The sequence below is a fragment of the Stutzerimonas nosocomialis genome, assembly GCF_005876855.1.
Lineage (GTDB): Bacteria > Pseudomonadota > Gammaproteobacteria > Pseudomonadales > Pseudomonadaceae > Stutzerimonas > Stutzerimonas nosocomialis.
Window position 1 is genome coordinate 17995 of record NZ_QLAE01000026.1, and the last position, 21340, is coordinate 39334.

At 68.3% G+C, this 21340-nt stretch carries 21 protein-coding genes; 11 read left to right on the plus strand and 10 right to left on the minus strand.

The window, feature by feature from the left end:
• Positions 1–9: 9 nt before the first annotated feature.
• Positions 10–906, minus strand: coding sequence for a TIGR01777 family oxidoreductase (locus DN824_RS15740; protein ID WP_138409356.1), 897 nt, complete (start codon positions 904–906; stop codon positions 10–12).
• A gap of 298 nt (positions 907–1204) precedes the next feature.
• On the opposite strand from DN824_RS15740, the gene DN824_RS15745 reads away from it, so the two are divergent.
• The 3 genes from DN824_RS15745 (at position 1205) to DN824_RS15755 (ending at position 4518) form a co-directional block, all read left to right on the plus strand.
• A complete protein-coding gene (locus DN824_RS15745; protein WP_174236529.1) occupies positions 1205–2167 on the plus strand; it encodes a YbgA family protein in 963 nt (320 codons plus the stop codon).
• Between the two features lie 57 nt (positions 2168–2224).
• On the plus strand, positions 2225–2845 hold the full coding sequence (locus tag DN824_RS15750) for a deoxyribodipyrimidine photo-lyase (RefSeq protein ID WP_138409358.1): 621 nt from the start codon (positions 2225–2227) through the stop codon (positions 2843–2845).
• Positions 2846–3021: 176 nt separating this feature from the next.
• The gene (locus tag DN824_RS15755) at positions 3022–4518 is read left to right on the plus strand and encodes a methyl-accepting chemotaxis protein (protein ID WP_138409359.1); all 1497 of its coding nucleotides are present in this window, start codon (positions 3022–3024) and stop codon (positions 4516–4518) included.
• Positions 4519–4535: 17 nt separating this feature from the next.
• Here DN824_RS15755 and DN824_RS15760 read toward each other — a convergent pair whose 3' ends face one another.
• On the minus strand, positions 4536–5462 hold the full coding sequence (locus DN824_RS15760; RefSeq protein ID WP_138409360.1) for a ZIP family metal transporter: 927 nt from the start codon (positions 5460–5462) through the stop codon (positions 4536–4538).
• A 306-nt stretch (positions 5463–5768) separates the two neighbouring features.
• On the opposite strand from DN824_RS15760, the gene DN824_RS15765 reads away from it, so the two are divergent.
• A complete protein-coding gene (locus DN824_RS15765) occupies positions 5769–6746 on the plus strand; it encodes an aldo/keto reductase (protein ID WP_138409361.1) in 978 nt (325 codons plus the stop codon).
• Between the two features lie 32 nt (positions 6747–6778).
• On the opposite strand, the gene DN824_RS15770 is transcribed toward DN824_RS15765, so the two are convergent.
• From DN824_RS15770 to DN824_RS15785, 4 genes are read right to left on the minus strand one after another with little or no spacing between them, the layout of a single operon-like run.
• Positions 6779–7600: an ABC transporter ATP-binding protein gene (locus tag DN824_RS15770; protein WP_138409362.1), complete on the minus strand. Its 822-nt coding sequence runs from the start codon at positions 7598–7600 to the stop codon at positions 6779–6781.
• The gene (locus DN824_RS15775) at positions 7597–8646 is read right to left on the minus strand and encodes a FecCD family ABC transporter permease (protein WP_138409363.1); all 1050 of its coding nucleotides are present in this window, start codon (positions 8644–8646) and stop codon (positions 7597–7599) included. Before DN824_RS15775 ends, DN824_RS15770 begins: the two co-directional genes overlap by 4 nt.
• A gap of 2 nt (positions 8647–8648) precedes the next feature.
• The gene (locus DN824_RS15780) at positions 8649–9650 is read right to left on the minus strand and encodes a FecCD family ABC transporter permease (RefSeq protein ID WP_138409364.1); all 1002 of its coding nucleotides are present in this window, start codon (positions 9648–9650) and stop codon (positions 8649–8651) included.
• A complete protein-coding gene (locus tag DN824_RS15785) occupies positions 9647–10585 on the minus strand; it encodes an ABC transporter substrate-binding protein (protein ID WP_138409365.1) in 939 nt (312 codons plus the stop codon). Before DN824_RS15785 ends, DN824_RS15780 begins: the two co-directional genes overlap by 4 nt.
• A 456-nt stretch (positions 10586–11041) precedes the next feature.
• Between DN824_RS15785 and DN824_RS15790 the strand changes: the two genes are divergently transcribed.
• The 3 genes from DN824_RS15790 to DN824_RS15800 all read left to right on the plus strand — a co-directional run bounded on the left by DN824_RS15790 (position 11042) and on the right by DN824_RS15800 (position 14526).
• Positions 11042–11995, plus strand: a complete 954-nt coding sequence (locus DN824_RS15790; protein WP_138409366.1) for a TAXI family TRAP transporter solute-binding subunit — start codon at positions 11042–11044, stop codon at positions 11993–11995.
• A 105-nt stretch (positions 11996–12100) separates the two neighbouring features.
• The gene (locus DN824_RS15795; RefSeq protein ID WP_138409367.1) at positions 12101–14128 is read left to right on the plus strand and encodes a TRAP transporter permease; all 2028 of its coding nucleotides are present in this window, start codon (positions 12101–12103) and stop codon (positions 14126–14128) included.
• Positions 14125–14526, plus strand: a complete 402-nt coding sequence (locus DN824_RS15800; RefSeq protein WP_138409368.1) for a DUF1850 domain-containing protein — start codon at positions 14125–14127, stop codon at positions 14524–14526. Before DN824_RS15795 ends, DN824_RS15800 begins: the two co-directional genes overlap by 4 nt.
• A 76-nt stretch (positions 14527–14602) precedes the next feature.
• Here the strand turns inward: DN824_RS15800 and DN824_RS15805 are convergent, their stop codons facing one another.
• Positions 14603–14959, minus strand: a complete 357-nt coding sequence (locus DN824_RS15805; protein ID WP_138409369.1) for an NADH:ubiquinone oxidoreductase — start codon at positions 14957–14959, stop codon at positions 14603–14605.
• Between the two features lie 91 nt (positions 14960–15050).
• Between DN824_RS15805 and DN824_RS15810 the strand changes: the two genes are divergently transcribed.
• A complete protein-coding gene (locus tag DN824_RS15810; RefSeq protein ID WP_138409370.1) occupies positions 15051–16019 on the plus strand; it encodes a CobW family GTP-binding protein in 969 nt (322 codons plus the stop codon).
• Between the two features lie 9 nt (positions 16020–16028).
• On the opposite strand, the gene DN824_RS15815 is transcribed toward DN824_RS15810, so the two are convergent.
• A complete protein-coding gene (locus tag DN824_RS15815) occupies positions 16029–16406 on the minus strand; it encodes a DUF3301 domain-containing protein (protein WP_138409371.1) in 378 nt (125 codons plus the stop codon).
• Positions 16407–16540: 134 nt separating this feature from the next.
• Between DN824_RS15815 and DN824_RS15820 the strand changes: the two genes are divergently transcribed.
• Both DN824_RS15820 and DN824_RS15825 read left to right on the plus strand, forming a co-directional pair.
• Complete coding sequence (locus DN824_RS15820; RefSeq protein ID WP_138409372.1) at positions 16541–16951, plus strand: antitoxin Xre/MbcA/ParS toxin-binding domain-containing protein; 411 nt, start codon at positions 16541–16543, stop codon at positions 16949–16951.
• Positions 16951–17655, plus strand: a complete 705-nt coding sequence (locus DN824_RS15825) for an RES family NAD+ phosphorylase (protein WP_138409373.1) — start codon at positions 16951–16953, stop codon at positions 17653–17655. The genes DN824_RS15820 and DN824_RS15825 overlap by 1 nt, the downstream gene beginning before the upstream one ends.
• 7 nt (positions 17656–17662) lie before the next feature.
• Here the strand turns inward: DN824_RS15825 and DN824_RS15830 are convergent, their stop codons facing one another.
• On the minus strand, positions 17663–18070 hold the full coding sequence (locus DN824_RS15830) for an SMI1/KNR4 family protein (RefSeq protein WP_138409374.1): 408 nt from the start codon (positions 18068–18070) through the stop codon (positions 17663–17665).
• A 452-nt stretch (positions 18071–18522) separates the two neighbouring features.
• Here DN824_RS15830 and DN824_RS15835 point away from each other — a divergent pair, with 452 nt between their 5' ends.
• Positions 18523–20238 carry a tannase/feruloyl esterase family alpha/beta hydrolase gene (locus DN824_RS15835; protein ID WP_138409375.1) on the plus strand — a complete coding sequence of 572 codons (1716 nt, stop codon included), beginning with the start codon at positions 18523–18525 and terminating at the stop codon, positions 20236–20238.
• A gap of 88 nt (positions 20239–20326) precedes the next feature.
• Here DN824_RS15835 and DN824_RS15840 read toward each other — a convergent pair whose 3' ends face one another.
• The gene (locus DN824_RS15840; protein WP_138409376.1) at positions 20327–21301 is read right to left on the minus strand and encodes a helix-turn-helix transcriptional regulator; all 975 of its coding nucleotides are present in this window, start codon (positions 21299–21301) and stop codon (positions 20327–20329) included.
• Between the last annotated feature and the right edge of the window lie 39 nt (positions 21302–21340).

Here is a 21340-nt window from a genome sequence, read left to right on the forward strand (position 1 = left end):
CCGGTTACCTCACCGCAGCAGATCCGCCAGCGCCTGGTCCAGCGTCTCGAAGCGAAAGCCGAACCCCTCGGCCTGCAGGCGCGCCGGCACCGCCCGCTGCCCGCCGAGCAGCAACCCGGACAGCTCGCCCAGCGCCAGCTTGAGGGCAAACGCCGGAACCGCGAAGACGGCGGGACGTCGCAGCTGCGTCGCCAGGCTGCGGGTGAAGGTCTGGTTGCGCACCGGCTGTGGCGCGCAGGCGTTGAACGGGCCGCGGGCCTGCGGGTGGTGCAGCAAAAAATCGATCAGCGCGACCTGGTCATGCAGGTGAATCCAGGGCATCCATTGCTGCCCGTTGCCCAGCCGACCGCCAAGGCCCAGGCGAAAGGGCGGCAGCAAGCGCTGCAGGAAACCGCCCTCGCGGGCCAGGACGAGGCCGGTGCGCACCCGAACCACCCGTATCCCGAAGGCCTCGGCACGGCTCGCCGAGTCTTCCCAGGCCCGGCACAGGCGGCTGGCGAAGTCGTCGGTCAGCGGCTGGGCCTGCTCGGTCAGCTGCAGATCGCCGCCATCGCCATACCAGCCCACCGCCGAGCCCGAGATCAGCACCGCGGGGCGCTGCTCGCGCGTGGCGAGCCAGTCCACCAGCGTATCGCTGAGCGTGACGCGACTCTGCCAGAGCAGCTGGCGTCGCTTTTCGGTCCAGGGCCGGTCGGCAATCGGAGCGCCGGCCAGGTTGACCACGGCGTCGAGCGGCTCGCTGTCGAGCGCCTGCAGCTGGCCAATGCCCCGTACCTGGGTCCCGCAGCGCCGAGCAACCTCTTCGGGGCGGCGACTCCAGACGGTCAGGCGATGCCCCTGGGCCTGCCAGTGCGCGCAAAGCGCCCGGCCAATGAGCCCGGTACCTCCAGTCAGCAATAGGTGCATGGCGACCTCCTCGTCAGGCGGAACGCGCCCATCGGCGCCACGTCTCTGTACGGATAGCACGACACTGTACAACTTCCAGCGACTCACCGGGGCTGCCGGCTTCTCGTTCCTGCTGCGCAGGCCATGCGCCGTACCGCTTCAGGAACGCTGCGCCGTTGGGTTAGGAAGGTGATCGGTCATACAGGGCTCGCCCGGCGCCTCCTGTACAGCCGCTTTGACTTGTACAAGATCCGTTCTATGATTGTCTAAGTTGTACAGTTTTTATTTGATGTACAGATTTATGTACGAGAGGTCCGCCATGCCCATCCCCGACGCGCGCAGGATCCGCATCGGCATCAGCGCCTGCCTGCTGGGCAATCCGGTGCGCTACAACGGCGGGCACAAGGAGTCGCGCCTGTGCAGCCAGACACTGGCCGAGCACTTCGACTTCGTTCCGGTGTGCCCGGAAGTCGCGATCGGCCTGGGCACGCCGCGCGAGCCGATCCGTCTGGTCGGAGACCCGGCCGATCCACGCGCGGTCGGCACGGTGGACCGCGCGCGGGACGTCACCGATGCCCTTGCCGCCCATGGCCGGCGCATGGCGCGCGAACTGGGCGACATCTGCGGCTACATCCTGATGCAGAAATCCCCGTCCTGCGGCATGGAGCGGGTCAAGGTCTACCGCCACGAGGGCCACCCCAGCGGGCGCGGCGGCACCGGCATCTTCGCCCGTGAACTGCTCGAAGCCCGCCCGGATCTGCCAGTGGAAGAAGAGGGCAGGCTCAATGACCCGGTGCTGCGGGAAAACTTCCTGACCCGGGTATTCGCCTATGCCGAATGGCAGCGCCTGCTGGCCGGCGAGCTGACGGCCAAGGCGCTCATGGATTACCACGCGCGCTACAAGTACCAGCTGATGGCCCACGATCCGCAGCAGTACCGCGCGCTCGGCCAGCGCCTGTCGAACCTCGGCGGGCAACCCCTGCGCGAGGTCGGCGCGCACTACTTCAGCCAGCTGATGGCGGCCCTGAAGAAGACCGCCACCCGCGGCACCCACAGCAACGTGCTGCAGCACATGGCCGGCTATCTCAAGCGCGCCCTGAGCGCGGACGAAAAACAGGAAATGCAGCACCTGATCAGCCAGTACCGCGAAGGCATCGTGCCGCTGGTGGTGCCGTTGACGCTGCTCAAGCACCACCTGCGCCGGCACCCGGACGGCTACCTCGCACGTCAGGCCTACCTGCAACCGCACCCGGAACGACTCAGCCTGCGTAACGCCATCTGACATGACCTTCCCGATATCCCCGGCGGCGACGTCCGGGCAGCGGCCGAGCGCGCCAACATGACCCAGCTCTACTGGCTGCGCACCGACCTGCGCGTGAGCGACAACACCGCGCTCAGCGCGGCCATGGCCGCCGGCCCCACCGTGGCGCTCTACCTGATCACGCCGGGCCAGTGGCGAAGCCATGACGACGCCCCCTGCAAGGTCGACTTCTGGCTGCGCAACCTGAGCGCCGTGAAGCGCGAGCTGGAACGGCTCAACGTGCCCTTGCTGGTGCGCACGCTGGATCGTTGGGACGAGGTGCCGGCGCTGCTGGCAGCGCTGTGCCGCCGGCATGCGCTGCGCGCCATCCATGTCAACGAGGAATACGGCGTCAACGAACAGCGCCGCGACCAGGCCGTGGCCGCCGCGTTGCAACCCTCGGACGTGCCGCTGCGCCGGCACCTGGATCAGCTGTTCGCGCCCGGCTTCGACCCGCAGGGGCGCTTTCTGCGTCATTGGCTGCCGGAGCTGGCGGGCCTCGATGACCGCGCCATCCACGACCCCGTCGCCCGCGCGGGCCTCTTCAAGACGCCTTACCTACCGCCCATCGTCGACCTGGCCCAAAGCCGAGAAAGAGTCCTGTCGGCCTTCAAGAACCTGTCGCGAACGGCCGATACGCTGAATGTCCCGGGCGCTTAGGCGAAGGGGCCGTCGCAACCGCATGGCGACGGCACCGTCAGGCATCCGGGGCCACCTTCGGGGGAGGGGCCGACCGGGGATCCAGGGGGATCCCCGGCCGTGCAGGCATACCAGGTAACAACGCACGAACCTACCTATGGCCAGGGATGCGCCGCTCCTACACTGCGAGACACACCATGAGCAGTACCGAACTCACGCTGCAAAGCCACTACCGCCAAGCCGACCGCATCATGATCGGCGTCCTCTGGCTGCTCTTCGCCTGCTCCCTCGGACTGGGCGCCTTCCATGGCCACTGGGTCCAGGCCGTGGTCATCGGCGGCGGCACCGCCGTCTCGATGACCGTCCTCTACCAGCTCATCCCGGGCCAGCGCCTGCTGCGCTGCATGATCGGCGCCGCCTTCATGGTCATGTCGGCGCTGCACATCAATCAGGCCCACGGCCTGCTGGAAGTCCACTTCGGCATCTTCGCCCTGCTCGCCTTCCTGGTCTATTACCGTGACTGGCTGCCGATCGTGGTGGCGGCAGCGACCATCGCGGTCCATCACCTGACCTTCTTCGCCCTGCAGCAGCAGGGCGCGCAGGTGTTCATGGTGGAGCACGGCAGCTGGGGCACGGTGTTCCTGCACGGGCTCTACGTGGTGCTGGAAACGACGATCCTGATCTACCTGGCGCTGCGCGGCCATGCCGAGGCCCGCGAAGGCGAGGCGCTGGTGAGCGCCGTGGTGGGCCTGACCGCGAGCGGCGAGCGGGTCGACCTGCGCCACCGCAGCCAGGTCAGCGGCCCGGTGGCCAGCCGCTTCAACCGTTTCCTCGACCAGCTCGGTGAGCTGGTCGGCGCGGTGCTGCACGACACGCGGGGCCTGGACGGCACCGCCAGCAACCTGGGCGAGGCGACCCGCCAGCTGCGTGAAGGATCGTCCCGCCAGCTGCACGAGACCGCCTACATGGCCGGCGCGATGCAGCAGATGAGCGAAGCGATAGACGAGGTGGCCGGCAACGCCGAACGCGCCTCCCAGGCCGCCCGGGATGCCACCCTCAAGGCCGAGGAAGGACGCCGCGCGGTCGGCGAAACCCGTACCGTGATCGCCCATCTCGCCGAGCGGATCGACGGCACCGATGCGCTGGTGCAGGACCTGGCCGGGCAGTCCGAAGAGATCGGGCGGGTCCTGGAGGTGATCCGATCCATCGCCGACCAGACCAACCTGCTGGCACTCAATGCGGCGATCGAGGCCGCCCGTGCCGGCGACCAGGGCCGAGGCTTCGCGGTGGTCGCCGACGAGGTGCGCAACCTGGCGCAGAAGACGGCCGCCTCGACGCTGGAGATCCAGGACATCATCGGCCGCCTGCAGCAAGGCAGCCGCCGCGCCGCCAGCGCCATGCAGGACAGCCGCCAGGGCGTCGCCCGTTGCGTCGAGGACAGCCAGCGGACCACGGCGCTGCTGGAGGCGATGGCCACGCAGATCGCCTCGATCAGCCAGATGAACGACCTGATCGCCGCGGCGACCCATCAGCAGGCCAGCGTCTCCGTCGAGGTCAGCCAGCACCTGCTCAGCGTGCAGCAGGTCGCCGAGCGCAACTCCACCGATGCCCGCTCCCTCGACCATGACAGCCAGAGCCTGCGTACCCTGGCCAACCGGCTGGGCGAGGTGACCGGGCGCTTCGCGATCGACTGAGCGCGCCGGCCCGCCGCTCAGCCGAGGGCCATGTCGAGGAACATCATCACGCCGAAGCCCACCATCAGGCCGACGGTCGCCGGTGTCTGGTGGCCGTTGCGGTGGGTTTCGGGGATCACCTCGTGGGACACCACGAAGATCATCGCCCCCGCCGCCAGCCCCATGCTCATCGGGTAGGCCACGGCGAACCCGCTCGACAGGCCCAGCCCGACCAGCGCCCCGAGCGGCTCCATCAGCCCCGACGCCATGGCCACCAGCGCCGACTTCCAGGCCGACAGCCCGGTCGTGCGCAACGCCAGCGCCACCGCCAGCCCCTCGGGAATGTCCTGGATGGAAATCGCCGTGGTCAGCGGCAGGCCGACCTTCAGGTCGCCGCTGGCGAAGCTGACGCCGATCGCCATGCCCTCGGGCAGGTTGTGCAGCGTGATCGCCAGGACGAACAGCCATACCCGGCTGATGCGGGCGGCGTTCGGACCGCAGCGGCCGACGCTCTCGTGCTCGTGGGGGGTGAAGTAATCCAGGCCCAGCATCAGCAAGGCGCCCAGGCCGAGCCCGACCACCACGGTCAGCGCCGCGGCCGGCCCGTTGCCGAAGATCGCCTCGGCGGCCTCCATGCCCGGCAGGATCAACGAAAACGAGCTGGCCGCCAGCATCATGCCGGCGGCGAAACCGAGCATGCTGTCCTGGGTGCGTCCGGAAATCTCGCGAAAGCCCACCGCCAGCAGGGCGCCGACGGCCGTCGCGGCAAACCCGGCACTGCCGCCGAGCAGGGCGTAGCCCAGGTGCGACTGGTTGTCCCCCTGGAAGGCGTTGTAGAGGCTCGCTGCGAGCAGCCCGAGGACGATCAGCCCGACGCCGCCAAAGCCCAGCGCGAGTCGCGGGCGGGCCTGGGCTTGCGCCCGCCAGGCGGCGCGGAAGGTGGTGTAGTCCGAAAGGTTTGCCATGGAAGTCCTAGCGCAGTCGGAGAAGGGAAAAACGCAGGGCCGGCGGCGGCCGATCGCATAGCCATGAGACCCGTGCCGGGTCGATTCTGCTCTGCATGGCTTGCGGCAGGACGCCGAGGCATCCGCCGCGAAGATGGCACCACGAACGAACGCAAAAGGCACGCTCCGGTTTTCGATCGCCTCGATCGACGAGTGCGCTGCCAACGCTGGCGCGACCCGACCACCGCCCGGAACGATCGGCCAGGGTGCCTGTTCGGATGAAGAACGCCGCGCAGGCGGCACCACCCAGACGAATCAGGAGGACCTATGCGTATCTCGCTTCCACGCCTCGGTTTCGGCGGCGCGCCGCTGGGCAACATGTTCAAGCCCCTCGACGAAGCCACCGCGGACGCCACGCTGGCGGCCGCCTGGGAGGCCGGTATCCGCTACTACGACACCTCGCCGCACTATGGCGCGGGCCTCTCCGAACAGCGCTTCGGCCGACTGCTGGCCGACAAGCGCCGCGACGACTACGTGCTCAGCACCAAGGTCGGCCGTCTGCTGCAGCCCGCCGACAAGCCCGACAACGCACCGCCATTCGTCGACGAGCTGCCCAATCACCGCGTCCTCGACTACTCCGCCGACGGCGCGCGCCGCTCCCTCGAAGCGAGCCTGGAGCGGCTCGGCGTCGATCGCATCGATGTGGTCTACATCCACGACGTGTCCGAAGACCAGCATGGCCCGCAGTGGACCGAGTATTTCGACCAGGCCATGAAGGGGGCGGCCAAGGCGCTGACCCGGATGCGCGAGGAGGGCATGATCCGCGGCTGGGGCCTTGGCGTGAACCTGGTCGAGCCCTGCCGCATGGCCCTGGAGCAATCCGACCCGGACGTCTTCCTGCTGGCCGGCCGCTATTCCCTGCTGGACCATCGCGAGGCGCTCGATACGCTGTTTCCACGGTGCGTCGAACGCGGTGTCGGCATCGTCGTCGGCGGGCCGTTCAACTCCGGCGTGCTGGCCGGCGGGCAGAACTACGACTACGCCGAGGCGCCGGAGGAGATCCGCCGCAGGACGGCCGAGATCGAAGCCGTCTGCCAGCGCTTCGACGTCGACCTGCGGGCCGCGGCCCTGCAGTTCTGCCTGGCGCATCCGGCGGTGCTGGCCGCGATCCCCGGCACCAGCAACCCGAAGCGTCCGGCGCAGTACGTGCAGCAGTTCGAGGCAACGATTCCGGCCGAGTTCTGGCAGGCGTTGAAGGCGCAAAAGCTGCTGCCCGACGACGTGCCGGTCCCCGAAGGCCGCTAGGCCCGGCGCAGGGAATGGTCAGTCGGCGTCGGTCAGCACTTGCTCACGCCGGCGATCAGCGGGGTGCCGGTGAGCGGGTCTTCGAGCAGCACGCAGCGCACGCCGTAGAGCTGCTCCACCAGCGCGGGCGTGACGATGTCCCGCGGCGGGCCTTCGGCGATGATGCGCCCCTCGTTCATCGCCACCAGGTAGTCGGCGTAACGGCAGGCGCTGGACAGGTCGTGGACCACCATCACCACCGTCTTGCCGGCCGCCGAGAGTTCGCGTATCAGCTCGAACACCTCGATCTGGTGGCCCAGGTCGAGCGCCGAGGTGGGTTCGTCGAGCAGCAGCAGCGGCGTCGCCTGGGCGATCGCCATGGCGATCCAGGCCCGCTGGCGCTGGCCGCCGGACATCGATTCCAGCGGCCGGTGGGCCAGTTCGCTGAGGTCGGCGGCCGCCATCGCCGCCTCGACGATGGCATGGTCCTGGGCCGACCACTGGCGCAGCAGCCCCTGGTGCGGCTGGCGACCGAACTGGATCAGCTCGTAGACGGTGAGGCCTTCGGGCGCGGTGGCCTGCTGCGGCAGCAGGGCGAGCTGGCGGGCGACGTCACGGGAGCGCTGCGTGTCGATCGGCTGGCCGTTGAGCAGCACCGCGCCCTGGGTCGGCGCATGCAGGCGCGACAGGCCGGCCAGCAGGGTCGACTTGCCGCAGCCGTTGGGACCGACGATGGCCGTCACCTGCCCTTCGGGGATGCGCAGCGAGAGATCCCGGACGATCTGCCGGTCGCCATAGGCGAGCCCCAATCCCTGGGCTTCCAGGGTGGCCCGGGTGCCCGCCGCCGTGAGCAGGGGTGAAGCTGAACGACTCATAGTCCTCTCCCGCGCGACTGGCGCAGCAAAATCCACAACAGGTAGGGGCCGCCGATGATCGCCGTCACCACCCCCACCGGCACTTCGATCGGTGACAGCACGGTGCGGCCGACCAGATCGGCCAGCACCATCATCAGCGCGCCGGCCAGCGCGGCGCCCCAGGTCGGTACGCCCTGGTGGCCGGCCAGGTAGCGCGCCATTTCCGGCGCCGCCAGGGCCACCAGACCGACCGGCCCGACGACCGCAACCGCCAGCGCCGTGAGCACCACGGTGATGACCAGGGTGTAGACCCGCATCCGCTGCAGGCGAACGCCCAGACCCAGGGCGACCGCGTCGGCAAAGCGCATCAGGCTGAGCTGGCCGCCGAGGTACTTGGCCAGCGGCAGGCAGAGCAGCAGTCCGCCCACCAGCAGCCAGACGCTCTGGGCCGGGCGCGCGGACAGGCTGCCGACGGTCCAGGCGAAGGCCAGGTTGGCGCTGTCCATGTCGGCGCGGGCGAGCATCAGGTTGGTCAGCGCGCCGAACAGCGCGCCCACGGCGATACCGATCACGATGAACCGGTAGCCCCGGGCGCCGGCCCCGGCACTCAGGCCGAAGGCCAGGGCCGCGGCGGTGCTCGCCCCCACCAGCGCCAGCGCCGAGGGGGCCAGCGTCGTCGAGACGGCGACGATGGACGCCACGGCGAATGCGGTCGCGCCATCGTCGATGCCGATGATGCCGGGCGTCGCGAGGCGGTTGCGCGCCAGCGTCTGCAACAGGCAGCCGCCGACGCCGAGCGCCGCGCCCGTCGCCAGGGCGGCCACCAGCCGCTGCAGGCGCAGCTCGCGCACCAGGAACACATCCATGGGGTCGCCAAGGCCGAACGCCGCGGCAAGGGCGTCCGCCGGAGCCAGGTCGGCGCTGCCGGAGGCCAGGAACAGCGCGCTGGCGATCAGCAGGGCCACGCTGGTCGACAGCGCGGCCAGCAGGCCCCGCCGGTGCACCAGAAGCGCCATCCGCCCCGCCTCGATCAACCAGTAGCCTGGCGGCACATGCGATGCGCTCATCCTCACAGCCTCGGGATTCGGTGGTTACGCACGACCGCGATCAGCACCGGCGCACCGATGAACGCCGTTACCACGCCGATCGGCAGTTCGTACGGCTTGACCAGCAGGCGGGAAAAGATATCGGCCATGATCAGGATCGACGGGCCGATGAGCAGCGCCAGCAGGAGCGCACGACGCACGTCGGGGCCGGCCAGGCGCCGCGCGATGAACGGCACCACCAGACCGACGAAACTGATCGGACCGGCGGCCGAGACCGCGGTGCCGACGAGTATCGCCACGCTGAACAGGGCCACGATACGGGTCACCCGGGGGTGATGGCCCAGGCCGCTGGCCATGGTCTCGCCCAGCGCCAGGGCGGCCAGCGGGCGGATGATCGGCACCAGCACCAGCAACCCCAGCAGCAGGCCCGGCAGCGTCCAGACCAGCACCTCGTTGGAGCGCCCTGCCAGCGCGCCGATGATCCAGAAGCGGATGTCGTCGGCGGTGCGTTGGTCGTGCAGCATGATCAGGGTGCTGGCGGCGAAGAGGATGCTGCTGAAGGCGGCACCGGCCAGGACCAGCCGGACCGGGTCGTCGCCCACGCCGCGCACGCGGGTGACCAGCAGCACCAGCGCGCAACCGATCAGCGCGCCGCTGATGGCCACCGCGAGGTTGGCGCTGCTGGAGCTGGTGCCCAGGCTGACGGCCAGCACCACCGCGAACGAGGCGCCGGCGCTGACGCCCAGCAGCCCGGGCTCGGCCAGGGGATTGCGGGTGGCGGACTGCAGCACGGTGCCGGCCGCCCCCAGGGCGACACCCACCAGGATACCCAGCAGGGTACGCGGCAGGCGCAGTTCGGTGATCACGAAGCGCGCATCGGGATCGGCGACGCCACCCAGCGCCATCAGGCTGCGCCAGGGGCTGACCTGACCTGCGCCGAACAGCAGGCTCGCCAGAATCAGGAGCAGTAACGCCGCAACGGCCAGCAGAAGCATCCTGCCGAGCGACCGGTGCGTGGAACTCATTGGGTCAACAGGATCCGCTCCACGTCGTCGAGCAGCCGCTCGGCGGCGATCACGCCCGAACCGCTGGACCAGAGCTGGCCGTCGACTGTCGCCATCTGCCCGTTCTTGACCGCCTCGAGGCGGGTGAACGCGGGTTGCCGGGAAGCCTGCTGCAGGGTTTCCTCCCCTTGCGGGTTGAGGGTCGCGACCAGCAGCCAGTCGGCATCGGCGCGGCTGAGGTTTTCCAGGCTCAGCGTATCGCTGTGCGGCTTGTTGCCCAGCTGGCCGGCCAGTTCGGGGGTTTCCAGGCCGAGCTGGCGCAGGATCTGCCCGGCGAACACCTTGTTCGACATCAGGATCGGTCCCTGGGGGTTCCAGCGCAGCAGGGACACGCTGAGCGCCTCGGGCAGTCGCTGCGCGAGGGAGGCGGCGCGCTCGTCGAAGCGGGCGATCAGCTGGTCGGCCTGTTCGGCCTTGTCCATCGCGCTGGCGTACTCACGCGCACGCTCGCGCCAGTCGCTCATCGAGCTGGTGCGGGGGATCACCGTCGGTGCGACGCGGCTGAGCAGCGCGTAGGTCTGGTCGCTGATGAATTCCGAAGCGAGGATCAGGTCCGGCTTGGTTCGCAGGATGGCTTCGAGGTTCGGCTCCCGGGTCGAGCCGACGATGGTGACGGCGCCCGCCTTGTCCTTGAGGTATTCGCTCACGCCTTCGGCGCCGCGCGTCGCGACGGTGCCGACCGGCTGGATGCCGAGCGCCAGGACCAGATCGAGTGCGCCTTCGTCCAGGGTCACGACGCGCTGGGGGGTCGACTCGATCTTCACCGGACCTTTGGCGGTGTCCAGGGTCCGCGTCTGCGCGTGGGACAGCCCTGTGCACAGGCTTGCAAGAAGTACCGCGGCGATTGAAAACGTCCGCAGCACGCCGGAGCGACGCTGGGTAGAGGTGATGGACATACCGATCCTCGTCGTAGGGACAATGGCGCCCTCGCCATTGGAATGATTCTCATCAACGGGAAACTCTACCAAATCGCCGCCGCTCAAGCATAGGTTGCTAACTATTCAGGGTTCGGAATACGTAACAGAAGCTGTTGGTGCCGGTATCAAGGGGCTCGAATAGGCGGATTTCCGCCGATCCTTGAAGACGATGAGCGGAACTATGCCGTCGATGCGGGATCGTGGCGGCGCTTCGCCCCGGAGCGCCGCCGATTGCCGGACTGGCACGGCGCATGCTATGTGTTCGGTGTTCGATGCGACGACCAATGACAAGAATGCATGCCGCCATCGCCCCAGCCTTCCATGAAGCGCTCCTCGATAACGCCCACGTGTTCTTGCTCATTCGCCCCAGGGCGAAGCCGTATCGTTTTGTCGTGAAAATCAGCGTTACTAATAACAATGAAACGGAGATCTTCCATGAAACTGAGCAAGCGCTTTACCCTGCTCGCCGCCGCTGCGGCCTTCAGCGCCAGCACTGCGGCCGTCGCCGCACCCACCTTCATCAACATCCTCACCGGCGGTACCAGCGGTGTGTACTACCCGATCGGCGTCGCCCTGTCGCAGCAGTACAACAAGATCGACGGTGCCAAGACCTCGGTCCAGGCCACCAAGGCCTCGGTGGAAAACCTGACGCTGCTGCAAGCCGGACGTGGGGAGCTGGCTTTCGCACTGGGTGATTCGGTCGCCGACGCCTGGAACGGTGTCGAAGACGCCGGCTTCAAGGTGCCGCTGAAGAAGCTGCGTGCTGTCGCCGGGACCTACCCGAACTACATCCAGATCGTCGCCAGCCGCGATTCGGGCATCAAGACCCTGGAAGACCTCAAGGGCAAGCGCATCTCCGTCGGCGCGCCAAAGTCCGGTACCGAGCTCAACGCCCGTGCGATCTTCAAGGCCGCCGGCCTGACCTACAAGGACATGGGCACCGTTGAATTCCTGCCCTACGCCGAGTCGGTCGAACTGATCAAGAACCGTCAGCTCGATGCCACCCTGCAGTCCTCCGGCCTGGGCATGGCGGCGATTCGCGACCTGGCCTCGACCATGCCGATCACCTTCGTCTCGATTCCCGAAGACGTGGTCGCCAAGATCGACAACGCCGCCTACCTGTCCGCCAACATCCCGGCCGACACCTATGACGGCCAGTCTGCCGACGTTCCCACCGTGGCCATCAACAACATCCTGGTGACCCACGAAGGCGTGTCCGACGAAGTGGTCTACCAGATGACCAAGCTGATGTTCGACAACCTCGAACGCCTGGGCACCGCGCATTCCGCCGCCAAGGACATCAAGCTGGACCAAGCCGCCGAGAACCTGCCGATCCCGCTGCACCCGGGCGCCGAGCGGTTCTACAAGGAAGTTGGCGTCATCAAGTAACGCCCCCGGTGCCGGATCGCATCCGGCACCTCTTCCTTCGGGCGCCGGGCCCAGACCGGCCCGGCGCACCTTCGCACCTGCACGTTGTACTGAGGCATTGCTTCCATGAGCGAGCAAAACCAGGGTCTGGCGGCCACGCCCGCAGATTGGCCGAAAGCGCTGTTTTATGTGGCGCTGCTGTTCTCCACCTTTCAGATCATTACCGCAGCCTTCCATCCGTTCTCGTCCCAGGTGCTGCGCGCCGGGCACGTGGGCTTCCTGCTGCTGCTGGTCTATCTGAGTTTCCCCGCAGTCGGCAAGGATCGCCCCTGGCAACCGCTGGCCTGGGTACTGGGTCTGGCCGGCGCGGCGACGGCGCTGTACCAATGGTATTTCGAGGCCGACCTCATCCAGCGCTCCGGTGACCTGACCACCGCCGACTTCGCCATCGGCGTGATCCTCACCGTGCTGATCTTCGAAGCGGCGCGCCGGGTCATGGGCATCGCCCTGCCGATCATCTGCGGCCTGTTCCTGGCCTACGGGCTGCTCGGCGAATACCTGCCGGGCGATCTGGCGCACCGTGGCTACGGTCTGGACCAGATCATCAATCAGCTGGCCTTCGGGACCGAGGGCTTCTACGGTACGCCGACCTACGTCTCGGCGACCTACATCTTCCTGTTCATCCTGTTCGGTGCCTTCCTCGAGCAAGCCGGGATGATCAAGCTGTTCACCGACTTCGCCATGGGCCTGTTCGGTCACAAGATCGGCGGCCCGGCCAAGGTGTCGGTGGTGTCCTCGGCGCTGATGGGCACCATCACCGGATCGGGCGTGGCCAACGTGGTCACCACCGGGCAGTTCACCATCCCGCTGATGAAACGCTTCGGCTACCGCCCGGCCTTTGCCGGGGGCGTCGAGTCCACCGCCAGTATGGGTAGCCAGCTGATGCCTCCGGTGATGGGCGCCGTCGCGTTCATCATGGCCGAGACCATCAACGTGCCCTTCATCGAAGTCGCCAAGGCCGCCCTGGTGCCCGCCCTGCTCTACTTCGGTTCGATCTTCCTGATGGTGCACCTGGAAGCCAAGCGGGCCGACCTCAAGGGCCTGCCGAAAGAGGAATGCCCCAGCGCCTGGAAGGCGGTCAAGGAACGCTGGTTCCTGCTGATTCCGCTGGGCGTGCTGATCTACCTGCTGTTCTCCGGCCGCACGCCGTTGTTCTCCGGCATGGTCGGCCTGGCCCTGACCGCCATCGTGATCCTCGGGTCGGCGGTGATTCTGCGGGTCTCCGCGCTGGGCTTGCGCATCGCCTTCTGGGTCGCGCTGGGGATACTCTGCGCCGGCTTCTTCCAGCTCGGCATCGGGGTCATCTTCGGGGTCATCGCGGCGCTGGTCGCCGTCTGCTGGTTCATCAAGGGCGGCCGCGAGACACTGGTGCTGTGCCTGCATGCACTGGTCGAAGGCGCCCGTCATGCGGTCCCGGTGGGCATCGCCTGCACCCTGGTCGGGGTGATCATCGGCGTGGTCTCGCTGACCGGCGTGGCCTCCACCTTCGCCGGCTACATCCTCGCGATCGGCCAGGACAACCTGTTCCTCTCGCTGATACTGACGATGGTGACCTGTCTGGTGCTGGGCATGGGCATCCCGACCATTCCCAACTACATCATCACCAGCTCGATCGCCGCGCCTGCCCTGCTGGAACTGGGCGTGCCGCTGATCGTCTCGCACATGTTCGTGTTCTATTTCGGCATCCTCGCCGACCTGACGCCCCCGGTGGCGCTGGCCTGCTTCGCCGCGGCGCCTATCGCCAAGGAGCGTGGCCTGAAGATCAGCTTCTGGGCGGTACGCATCGCGCTGGCCGGCTTCGTAGTGCCGTTCATCGCCGTCTACTCGCCAGCGCTGATGCTCCAGGGCGACAGCTGGGGCGCGACGATCTACGTGATCGCCAAGGCGGGCCTGGCCATCTTCCTCTGGGCGATCGCCTCAATCGGCTACCTGCGTGTCCGGCTGGCCTGGTGGGAACGCCTGGTGGCGGCGGCCGGCGGTGCGACGCTGATCATCGCGCTGCCGATCACCGACGAGATCGGCTTCGCCCTCGGTGCCCTGGTACTCGCTGCGCACTACTGGCGTAGCCGCGCCAGCAAGGCGGTCGCTGCGTGATAGGCCTGTGCCTGGGTCTGGCGGGCAGCGTCTGGATGACGCTGCCCGTGCCGGAATTCACCCTGGCCTGGAATCACACCATCGAGAAGATTCGCTGGGAAGAGGATTACCGCGTGACGCCGCAGGGGCTGCTGCTCGGCGAAGCGCGGGTCAAGGGTTCAGGTGCCGGCATGGAGATCCCGGACGGCGCCGAACTGCGCAATGGCAGCTGGCACTACCAACGCTCGCTACCGCCGTTGCAACCGCTGCGAGTCGGGCGTACGCCCGAAGCCGGTGACTACCAACTGTGTTTCGACCAGCGCTGCCATGCACTGAGTGAATGGCTCGGTCCGCCACGAGCGGATCGTCCGGCGCTGGAACTCTGGAGCTGCGACGCTTCCCCAGCCGAGCAGCCCTGAGCCCCTGGCGGCGTCCTGCGGCGTCCGTTCCACGTGAAACCCCCATGGATACCAGGCTTGAAGCCCGAGGCAGCGCTCAGTCCTGTGGCGCCAGCCAGGTGCCCTGGCTGTTCTGCTCACAGGCCGGCTTGAGGAAGCGCGCGTCGGTATCCACGCCGTAGTAGTGGATGTCCTGCCGATAGGCGATGTTGGACACCTGGGCGTTCTCGCAGATGCCAAAGGCACCGGTCGGACACTGCTCGACGAACTCGACCTCCACCTCCTGGCCCGGTATCTGCGGCTGGCAGAAACCGGTACGGAACAGCTCGGCCGGAATGCTGCGATTTTCCTGGCAGAGCTTCACGTCCACCCGCTCGCCCTGGCTGTGAATGATGCAGGCCTCGGCCCAGACCTGGCTGCTCGCCAGCAGCAGGGGTAACAGCAATAGACGCATGACACTTCTCTCCGTCGAAACGCGGCGACTCTAGCATGAGCCCTGCGGCAAAGGGCTTCCTGTGCGCCCGAGAAGTGCGCACCATAGCGCCATGCTGAAGAATATCCCCACCCACCTGATCGCCGGCCCCCTCGGTGCCGGCAAGACCAGCCTGATCCGCGCCCTGCTGGCTCAGAAGCCGGACGATGAACGCTGGGCGGTGCTGATCAACGAGTTCGGGCTGATCGGCCTCGACGCCGCCCTGCTGCATCAGGATGCCGCCGGGGTGAGCCTCGCGGAGGTGGCCGGCGGCTGCCTGTGCTGCGTCAACGGCCTGCCCTTCCAGATCGGCCTGACCCGCCTGCTGCGCAAAGCCCGGCCGGATCGCCTGCTGATCGAGCCATCCGGGCTCGGGCATCCCCTCGAACTGCTGCGTCAGTTGCGCGAGCCGCCCTGGCGTGGCGTGCTGCAGGTCCAGCCGGCACTGGTGGTCCTCGACGCCGCCGCGCTGGCGCTGGGCGCGCCCCTGCCGGCCGAACAGAGCCAGGCGGCCGAAACGGCGGGATTACTGGTCTTGAACAAGAGCGCGACGCTGAACGAACACGAGCGCGCACGCGTGCTCGAACGCCTGCCGGTTCGACCGTTTCACTGGAGCGAACAGGGCGCGCTCCTGTTGTCGCAGCTGCCGACCCGGGTCGAGGCGGATACGCTGGAGACAGACGGCGAGCTGCCGGCCGTGTCCGCCGCCGCCCCGGGCACGCTGTGGACGGCGCCCGAGGTGCCGATCTGCCAGGTTCAGGAGCAGCCGGAAGGCTGGAGCATCGGCTGGCGCTGGCATCCGAGCCAGCGGTTCGATCGGTTGCGCCTGCAGCACTGGCTGGCTGGGCTCGACTGGCGCCGGGCGAAACTGATCGTGCACGCCGACCAGGATTGGTGCGCCGCCAATGCGCTCGCCGGCCAGCCGCTGTCCTTCAGCCCCAGCGCCTGGCGCCGCGACTCGCGGATCGAGCTGATCTTCGATACGCCCCAGGCGCAGGCGCCCCTGATGCAGGCGCTCGCCGCCTGCCGGCTGGCAGGTTGACGCGCCGACTCAGTCGCGGCTGCGCCGCCATTCATCGAGCTGGATCACCTGCCCGCCCGACTCGGCCCGGGCTTCGAACGGATGCGCCGCCATCTCGATCGGGCCGGCGCGCATGCCGAACATCAGGATGCTGCCCTGGTGGCGCTGCTCGCCCGTCACGGTGAATTCGAAACCGTAGCGGCGCGCCAACCGGCGGCGACCGTTGCGGTCGCGCACCCAGGCCAGTCGCCGGAACGCGACATTGCCGTCGAGCAGTTCGACATCCATCTTCTCGCAATGCCGCCGAACCGCCTGCAGGGCCCGCTCGCGGATGCCGTGGCCGTGCCACAGCCAGGCCAGGCCGCCGAGCAGCAGCAAAAACAGCGTCAGGTTGCCCAGCGTCAGCATCTCTCGTCCCACCGGTGAAAGGCGTGCAGCTTAACGGGTTTGTGCCCCGACGAATAACCACCGGGCGGGGATGTTTGCCTTTAGTTGCCATATCAACTAAAAATGTAGATATGGCAACAAAGAGAGGTGCCTCCATGTTATCCACCGCCCTGCCTCGGCATGACGACGAACTGGCCAGCGAAGAAGGCCGCCGCGACCTGGCGCGGGTGATCGGCGCCCTCTTCGATCGCTGGCAGCTCGACACCGAGGTGCAGATGCAACTGCTCGGCATGAGTCCGAAGAGCCGCAAGCAACTGCCCCGCTATCGCGCCGGCGAGCAGCCCTTGCCCGGCAGCCGCGACGTGCTCGACCGCGCCGGCTACCTGCTGGGCATTCACAAGGGGCTGCGCCTGCTGTTTCCCGAAGACGAAACGCTGCGCTTCAGCTGGGTACACCGGCGCAACGGCGCCCTGGAGGGCGCCACGCCCCTGGAGGTGATGGTCCGCGACGGCCTGCTCGGCATCGCCCGGGTGGCCCGGCTGGTCGACTTCCAGCGGGGTCGTTGATGAACCTGCTCGACACCACCTGCGACTTCACCGGATCGGTCTATCGCAACATCGTCTCGCTGCGCGTCTCGGCAAACCTGTTCGACGACCTGGTCAGCGACGAGCGCGCCCAGGACGTGGCCAACGCGGCGGAGATGCGGGTACGTACGGTGGGGCCCGGCGTGATCGAGCGTGGCCTGGCCTACAGCGAGGCGATCGGCTATCCCTTCGAAGCCGACCGCAGCGTCGCCAGCCGTTTCGGCGACGGCACCAACCGGGTCTGGTATGGCGCGCTGGACGAGGACACCGCGCTGGCCGAGACCTGCTACCACCAGATCCAGATGCTGCGCCAGGTCGAAGGCATCGACCGGGTGGTGACACACTATCGCAAGGTCTGGCAGGTCCAGGCGGCCGGCCTGTTCATGGATCTGCGCGAAAAGCTGACGCTGTGCCCCGCGCTGGTCGGCGACGACTACGCGCTGCCGCAGTCCATTGGCAAGCGCCTGGCCCACGAGGGGCTTCCGGGCGTGCTCTATCCCTCGGCGCGCTGGCAGGGAGACTGCCTGGCCACCTTTCGCGCCTCGCCGCTGAGCCAGCCGGTGCAGCTCTACGACCTGACCTACCACATCGACCCACGGGCCGGCTGCGTCGATGTCGAGCGTGAACCGGGACGACTGCTGCGCCGGCTCTGCCTGGGCGATCTCAGGCGGGCAGCCGACGGTTGAGCCGTTCTCAGCTTTCCAGCCAGACGTCGCGCGCCCAATGCCAGACCGAATCCCAGGTTTCGTCGGTCAGCGTCAGCTCGTCACCGTCCCACAGCGTCACCTGCCCTTCGATGTCGACCACGTAGTAGTCGCGTCCGTCCTGGCAGATCGGCACCAGATCGCGAGGCACGCCGTCGTCCCAGGCGTTGGCGGCGACTTCCGGCAGATAGGTGTGGGATTGGGGGTCGGTCGCGGTGACAGGCTCCAGGCGGCCGTACACCACGTCGCTGACCTTGAGCAGGAACTCGCGCAGCTCGAAGGGCAGGTTGATCAGCAGCTGCTCCTCGATTTCCACCAGCACATCGTCGTCAGGCAGCTCCAGCGGAACCGGAACCGGCTCGTTCAGCTCCCGCAGCTGTTCGATTACTTCTTCCACAGTGGTCTCCTCGATAAGGTCGTGCAAGCGCCACGGCGCGCTGGCGCCGGCGGCTCGCCCAGTGTCACCGATCCCCCTGCCGCCGTGCCCGTGCGGCACGCCGAACGCGCGAATAGGCGGACCGTACGGTGCTGATATCGGCCAGCCCCGCTCGGACTGAAGCACCCCGAATGTGATGTCGCTCGAACGGTTCGGATAACGTTGCCAACGGGACACCCGCTCGATTCGCCCGCCGCGGCAGCAGCCCACGCTCGCCCCTGAAGGGAGCGCCAGCGCCACTGCTGACCCCTGTGCACGCGACAGGTGCACGACCGCTCATCAGCTGCCGCCACGCCGGCCGAACAGAAGGCAGGCCTGCCGCTCTCAATTCTGGGCTCCGGGTAGTCATCGGTCCGAGCGCCTGGCTGTGGCCTCTCGCCACCCGATCACAACAACAAGAAGGTAAAGCCATCATGAACTGCCGTGACTCCCGCTCACGCGGCGCCGCGTTCGTGCGCCCGTGGTTGCTCGTCCCGCTCGTCCTGGCCGCCGAGCCCGCCCTCGCCGCCTCCTGCGCGAGCTTCGTCGGCCTGTCGATACCCGCCGAGGCCATCGGCCTGCCCACCCGCGGCGCCCGCGTCACCGCCGCGGTCCCGATGCCGGCCGGCGGAACCGCGCCGCAGACCTATGGCGCCTACTGCGAGCTGTCGGCCGACATCCTGCCGGTCGATCCCACCGCGCCGCCCATCCGCATGCGCCTGGCGCTGCCCGAGCAATGGAACCGCCGCGCGCTGATGCTCGGCGGGGGCGGCTACAACGGCACCATCCCCAATGTGGCCGGCAACATTCCCGCCGGCCCGGTGGATCGTCCCCTGCCGCTCGGCCGTGGTTATGCGGTGTTCGGCAGCGATTCGGGCCACACCGCCAACCCGCTGAGCCCCGGCGACTTCGCCTGGAACGAGGAGGCGCTGGCCAACTATGCCCACGATGCGTTGAAGAAGACCCGCGATACCGCTATCTACCTGATCCAGCGGCGCTACGGCCAGGCGCCCGAGCGCAGCTATTTCGCCGGCGGTTCGACCGGCGGGCGCGAAGCCTTCGCCGTGGTGCAGAAGTGGCCGACCGACTTCCAGGGCGCGATCGCTCTCTACCCGGCCTACAACGCCGCGGCGCTGGACCTGCAGATCGGCCGCATCAGCCGTGCGCTGGCCCGGCCGGATGCCTATCCGAGCCTCACGCAGCGTGCCGCCCTGCTGGAAGCGGCGATGCAGGCCTGCGACGGGCTGGACGGCGTGCAGGACCGCATCATCAGCCACCAGGCCGCCTGCAATGCTCGCTTCGACCCGGCCAGGGCCACCCTGAACGGCCGCCCGCTGCGCTGCCCGGGTGGGGCCAACAGCGGCAGTGACTGCCTGTCCGATGCGCAGATCGCGTCGTTCCGGGTGCTCGACACCCCGATACGCTTCAACTTCCGGCTGGCCAGCGGCGAACGCGGCTACCCGGGTTTCAACACCTGGGGCACCGACTGGGGCCGGCCGGGCGGCGACGTGCAGGCGCTGGTCAACCGCCTGGGCCTGAACACCCTGCAGCCGACCTACCCGATGCCGGTGCACGGCACCGGCTTCGCCGAGGGCGCACCCTACCATTCGGGCTTCTGGGACGAGTGGGTGCGCCACTTCGTGACGCGCAACCCGACCTTCAACTCGCTCACCCTCGACCCGGCCAACCCCGGCCCCTGGGCCGCGCGCATCAGCCAGTTGTCGCTGCGCCAGGACGTGGTCCAGACCGACCTCAGCGCCTTCGCCCGCAACGGCGGCAAGTTGCTAATGGCGCACGGCACCTCCGACCAGCTGGTCAGTACCCGTGCCTCCGCCGACTACTACGAGCGGCTGCAGCGCGACATGGGCCGTGGGCGCACCTGGCAGTTCGTCCGCTATTACGAGATCCCGGGCTACGCGCACGCGGCGAGCACCGTGTTCAACGCCGCCTGGGATTCGCTCGGCGCGCTGGAGGCCTGGGTCGAACAGGGCCGCCCACCGCGCCGCCAGGTGGTCACCGACACCGTCGCCGTCCCCGGCCGCACCCGCCCGCTGTGCGACTACCCGGCCTGGCCGAAGTACCGCGGCAAGGGCGACGTGAATGCGGCCGAGAGCTTCGTGTGCGTCAAGGACGGCGGGCACGGGCGGTAGGATCAAGCGGTAGCGCCACGGTTTCTCCCGCCGGGGAAGACGATCATGACGGCCGACGGACTATTCGCCTCAATCGCCAGGGACGGCGTCAGACCCTCGCACGTACCTGGCGCGGGCTGATGCCGAACTGGCGCTTGAAGGCGGTGGCGAAGTTGGCGGCGCTGGTGTAGCCGGCCCGCCAGGCGGCCTCGGCGACGCTGGCGCCTTCGCGCTCCAGCACCTCGCGCGCCTGCAGCAGCTTGCGCCGGCGCTGGTATTCGAACAGCGTCATGCCCTTGAGTGCGCGGAACTGCCGCTGCAGGGTGTTGGCGTTGCTGCCGACCTCACGGGCGATGCGGTCGAGCGCCCAGTCGTCCGCCTCGCCGCTGTCGAGCAACGCCAGCAGCCGCTGTAGGCGCCTATGCTCGTGCGGGCGCAGGCCCTGCGGGCTCGGCTCGCTGCCGGCCAGCGCAGCCAGCGCCTCGCCGGCGATGTCCAGGGCACGGCTTTCCAGGTACAGGCGCTGCAGCAATGGGTCGTAGCCCGGCGGATGGAGCAGCTGTTCGGCCAGGGTCAGCAGGCGCGCCGAGGGCGTCCATTGCCGGGGCTGCAGGTGGCTGCGGGAGAAGGCCTGGAGCACGCCGCGGTCCTGCAGGGCATCCAGTCCGCCGGCGTCGAACCAGTCCGGCGTCAGGCTCACCACCAGCTTGCGAATGTGGCTGCCGCGACGTGCCTGGCGGCGGAACAGCACCGGCTCGGCCATCGCCACCGCCATCCCCTGGGGCGCCTTCTGCGGCCCTTCCGCGCCCAGGCTGAACGAGCGCTCGCCGTAGCGGACGCTGCTGCGCCCCTCGAGGAAGAGCGCGAAGCTCATCCGCGGGCCGACCTCGTTCTCGGTGACGAAATCCTGCAGTTCGTGGCAATCCGAGCAGTGCAGCGACAAGCCATCGCGCAGCCGCAGCCATTGCAGCCGGCCCTCGAACAGACGGTCGTCACAGCAATTGCCCTGGGTGAGCAGCCGCAGCCCGGGCGGGCTCAGCTCGGGCAGGTCGTCGCGGTGAATGACCTGATCCGACTCGCACATGTCCTTTCCCCCGTCTCGCACTCGAGAAGCGGCTGCGCA